The organism is Mycetocola sp., from assembly GCF_046716805.1.
Classification (GTDB): Bacteria; Actinomycetota; Actinomycetes; order Actinomycetales; family Microbacteriaceae; genus Mycetocola_A.
Window position 1 is genome coordinate 1 of record NZ_JBKJWH010000125.1, and the last position, 4,228, is coordinate 4,228.

Here is a 4,228-nt window from a genome sequence, read left to right on the forward strand (position 1 = left end):
GGAGAACCACCATGAGCCTCAAGCCCACGATCAAAGTCCACTCGGCGGACAAGGAAGACGTTGACCTCACCGTCTGGCCTGCCATTCCCAGCACCACCACAAACCCCGCCATCCAGATCGACTGGCGGACCCACGGCGGCAACATCCGCAGCATGGCCGTCGAGTACCGCAAGGAAGACGCCGCAGCCATCGCAGCGGCCATCATCGAGGCAGCGGAGAAGAGCGCATGAGCCAGTACATCCTGATGCTCCCCTGCCTCGTCATGGCAGCAATCCTCCTGCTCGGCAGTGGGGCGAGGCTTAAGTGAGCGCGCTGGAGAAGCAGCTCCTCCGGGACATCGCCAAGGGAGCCGTGTGGGCCGTCGTAATAATCGTCGCCTTCGTAGCAGCGCACATTCCGGCAGCGCTCATTGCTTGAACCGGACTACGGCGGATATCAATGGTGCGCCGCCACCACCAACAGGGGCAAGCCTTGCAAGCAGAAGGGGTGGATCGCCGACATAGACCGCGACTACTTCTGCCCCGCCCATCGACCCAAGGATTGACCTCCACCTAGGACCCCTCGCCACCACGGCGAGGGGGTCCTTTTGCATGCCCGGGCGTGTCACGCCGAGGGGGCCACGGAGGGGTGCCCTACGCTCCAGAGGAGAAGCCCCCCGCACAACCCCCCTCGGAGGAGCAGCATGGCAGGCAAGACCACCGCCAGCACGAGCGACGAGCCGGTCGAGTACGAGGTCCTAATCGGCATCAACTACCCGCCAAACAAGCGGGCTGAGCCGGGGGACGTCGTAACCGATCTGCCCTACGGCAGCAAGGCCCTGCTGCTCGAAGTCGGAGCCATCAAGCAGGTGACTAAGTAATGCCCTTTCGCCACGGTAAAGCCACCGGCGTCTATCTCGCCGGTCAGAACTGCTCCCCGTACTTCAACAGCGCGGACGTAGGCAGGACAGTCGAAACCCACGACGCCACCCCCTTCGAGTCCGAGGCCAAGCAGTACATCGCAGGCATGGCAGACGGCACCATTAGCCTCTCGGGCTTCTACGACAGCAACGTCGCAGGCACCGGAGCCGAAGAGCTCCTGCAGGGCCTCCGCGACAGCGACGCCGAGTTCCCCGCCAGCCTCTTCCAAGATGGCGGCGTGGCAGTAGGGCGAGCCTGCAGGATGGGCAGCGTCTACAACACCAGCTACAACATCACCAGCCCAACCTCGGACGTCGTATCGGCCAAGGCGGACCTTACCGTGAACGGCGGCGTCAAGTACGGCAAGTGCCTGAACGCCAAGGCTCCGATCACTGCTCTGGTAACCGGAGCAGCTTCGGATTACGGCACGGTGGACTGGCTGACATCAACGGGCGGCTGGGCGCACGTCCACCCCATCGACAACACCCGCTCGACCAATACCGAAGTCAAGATTCAGCAGAGCGCGGACAACTCTGTCTGGGTCGATTCGGCCACCGTCAACGTCGCAGCGGGCAACCGCACAGGCGTTCGGGTCGCCACAACGGGCACCAACCTGCGCTACGTCCGGGCGCTCATCACCCCCGTAGCTGGCACAGGATCAGCAACGATCATCGTGGCGTTTGCCCGAGCATAAGAGGAGCACAACATGGCATTTGTTCATGGCAAAAACAGCGTCATCAAGGTGGACAACGCATCTGGCGTACTCACCGACATCAGCCTCGTCACCAACGCGGTTGACCTGCCGCGCTCCGTCGAGACGGCGGACACCAGCCACTTCGGCACGAGCGCCAAGGAATACATCGTCGGCCTCAACGACGGCACGGTTTCCATCTCCGGTCTGTACGACCCGGCGGTGGACGCGACCCTGTCCGCAGCCTTCGACGCCATTATCGGCGGCTCCCTCGCGTCGGCCACGGTGGAGTACAGCCCAGCGGGCCTGCCCGTTTCGGCGACCAAGCCGAAGTTCACCCTCGAAGTTATCTGGACGGCCTACTCCACCGCAGGCGGCGTCGGCGACCCGATCAGCTTCAAGCTCGAAGGCCAGCGCACCGGCCCGACCGTCCGCACCGTCGCCTAATACCCCCTAGAACCCCCCTCCGGTTGACCGCAGCAAGAGCGGTCACCGGAGGGGACTACTTCACCATCAGCACCACCCACGAGAGAGAGTGTCCACAGTGACCGAGTACAACGCAGAAGCAGCAGCCGCCACAAGCCCCGCTGAGACCCCCGCAGCAGCCCAGACGCAGACACACCCCACCCCGGGCGAGACGGACGGCCACAGGGCAGCAGGAGGCGCGCTGCGCCCCTCCATTCGAGACCGCATTGCCGCCGCCCGCCCATACGCATCCGAGGTCGTGGACTTCCCGCTGTGGGACGTCAAGATCGAAGTTCGCTCCATCTCCCTCGGCCTCCGCAACGAGATGCTCGCAAGCGTCATCGACCCGGAGACCAAGGAAGCTGACGTCAAGCGCCTGTATCCGGAGCTGATTATCCGGACCTCCTTTGACCCGGAGACCGGCGAGCGAGTCTTCTCTGACGACGACCTCGCCTTCATTAACGGCCTCGACGCAGGCTCCGGTGACAAGCTCGCCAAGCCCGCCCTGAAGCTGTCAGGCATGACCGATGACGCCAAGGACGAAGAAGCGGGAAAATCCTCAGAGACGGAAACCTCCGTCTCAGCTTCCTAGTAGCAGAACGCACCGGGCGGACGCTCGACGAACTATTCAACGGAGGCCCCAATTGCAATCCGATGAGTTCGCAGGAGTTCACCCAGTGGCGCGCCCTGATCGAAATCGTGGAACCCCACGAGCGCGAGCAGGAGCGGGCCAGCTCCAAGACCAGATAACCAAGTAGAAGAGGCGGTGCCGGTATGGCAACAGTCATTGAAGTAATGGCCAAGCTGACCGGCAACGCCTCCTCTATGATCGGCGCGTTCAACCAAGCCAAGGCGGCAGCGGAGTCCACAGCCAAGAGCGCCAAGATCAGCGGCGAGCAAGCCAACGAGGCCCTCGGCAAGATCGCCGTCCCGGCCACCGTCATCGCAGGCGGCGTGGCCTTCGCAGCCAAGCAGTTCGCCACGCTCGCATCCGAGGCGGAGCAGAACGTTGGAGCCGTCGATTCGGTCTTCAAGGAATACGCCCAGACGGTCAAGGACGCCTCCGCGCAGGCAGCCACCAGCGTCGGCATCAGCAGCAGCGCCTACCAGCAGTTCAGCAGCATCGTAGGCTCCCAGCTCAAGAACATGGGCGTCCCACTGAGCGACGTCGCGAGCGGCACGGACAACCTCATCAAGAAGGGCGCGGACCTCGCCTCCATGTTCGGCGGCACGACCTCCGAAGCCATTGAGGCAATCTCAAGCATGCTCCGAGGCGAGACGGACCCCATCGAGCGTTACGGCGTCAGCATCAACCAAGCCGCCGTCGAGGCCCAGATGCTAGCCATGGGACTGACCGGCCTGACCGGGCCAGCAGAGAAGAACGCCCAGCTACAGGCGAAGCTTGCCATCCTCAACCAGCAGACCGCCGACGCCACCGGCAACTTCGGACGCGAGGCGGACACTGCAGCCGGGGCCATGCAGCGCGCCAATGCCAAGTTCGAGGACGCGCAGGCAGCCATCGGCGTAGCCCTCCTCCCCCTCATGACGCAGCTCGCGCAGGCCCTCGCGGAGGCTTCCCAGTGGGCAGCCGCGAACAGCGACGCCGTCCTGCAGTGGGGCATGATTCTCGGAGGGGCAGCCCTTGCCGTCCTCGCCGTAGTAGCCGCCATGAAGGTCTATGAGGTTGCCGCAGCCCTCGGCACCCTCGCCACCTACCTTTTCCAGAACGCGCTCAAGGGCGTAGGCATCGGCATCCTCATCGTGGCCGTCATGGCGATAGCCGCCGTCATCAAGCACCTTTGGGACACCAGCAGCGAGTTCCGCGAGTTCTGGACCGCCGCATGGGAGAGCATCAAGACCGCCGCCAGCGGAGCACTCGACTCCGCCAAGGCCGCGCTCGACGGACTTATCCCAGCCCTCCAGTCCATGTTCGAGTGGATGACCCAGAACACCGACGTCATCATCGCCATCGCAGCGGTCATCGGCGCAGTCATGCTCCCAGTCCTGATCCGGCTAGGCGTCGCAGCAACAATCTCCGCCGCCGCACAGGTGGCCGCATGGGCGACCAGCGGAGCCGGGGCAGTCAAGACCGGCTTCATGTACGTCGTCACCAGCTACCAGATCATCGGCGCATGGATAGCGCAGGGAGCCGCAGCAGTAGCCTCCGGAGCGA

At 64.1% G+C, this 4,228-nt stretch carries 6 protein-coding genes; all 6 read left to right on the forward strand.

Features of this window, described 5'->3' with window-relative positions:
* A partial coding sequence (locus ACLQ62_RS10025) for a hypothetical protein (RefSeq protein ID WP_411721491.1) occupies window positions 1–230 on the forward strand: 230 nt, incomplete at its 5' end.
* A 452-nt stretch (window positions 231–682) separates the two neighbouring features.
* On the forward strand, window positions 683–859 hold the full coding sequence (locus tag ACLQ62_RS10030) for a hypothetical protein (protein WP_411721492.1): 177 nt from the start codon (window positions 683–685) through the stop codon (window positions 857–859).
* Window positions 859–1,593: a hypothetical protein gene (locus tag ACLQ62_RS10035; RefSeq protein ID WP_411721493.1), complete on the forward strand. Its 735-nt coding sequence runs from the start codon at window positions 859–861 to the stop codon at window positions 1,591–1,593. Before ACLQ62_RS10030 ends, ACLQ62_RS10035 begins: the two co-directional genes overlap by 1 nt.
* Window positions 1,594–1,605: 12 nt before the next feature.
* Window positions 1,606–2,037 carry a hypothetical protein gene (locus ACLQ62_RS10040; protein WP_411721494.1) on the forward strand — a complete coding sequence of 144 codons (432 nt, stop codon included), beginning with the start codon at window positions 1,606–1,608 and terminating at the stop codon, window positions 2,035–2,037.
* Window positions 2,038–2,134: 97 nt separating this feature from the next.
* Window positions 2,135–2,647: a hypothetical protein gene (locus tag ACLQ62_RS10045; RefSeq protein WP_411721495.1), complete on the forward strand. Its 513-nt coding sequence runs from the start codon at window positions 2,135–2,137 to the stop codon at window positions 2,645–2,647.
* Between the two features lie 182 nt (window positions 2,648–2,829).
* On the forward strand, window positions 2,830–4,228 hold a 1,399-nt coding region (locus ACLQ62_RS10050), incomplete at its 3' end, for a hypothetical protein (RefSeq protein ID WP_411721496.1).

Bases quoted from the DNA above. Each gene is read 5' to 3' on its own strand.
- ACLQ62_RS10030 (WP_411721492.1), top strand. From the start codon at position 683: ATGGCAGGCAAGACCACCGCCAGCACGAGCGACGAGCCGGTCGAGTAC.
- ACLQ62_RS10040 (WP_411721494.1), top strand. From the start codon at position 1,606: ATGGCATTTGTTCATGGCAAAAACAGCGTCATCAAGGTGGACAACGCA.
- ACLQ62_RS10035 (WP_411721493.1), top strand. From the start codon at position 859: ATGCCCTTTCGCCACGGTAAAGCCACCGGCGTCTATCTCGCCGGTCAG.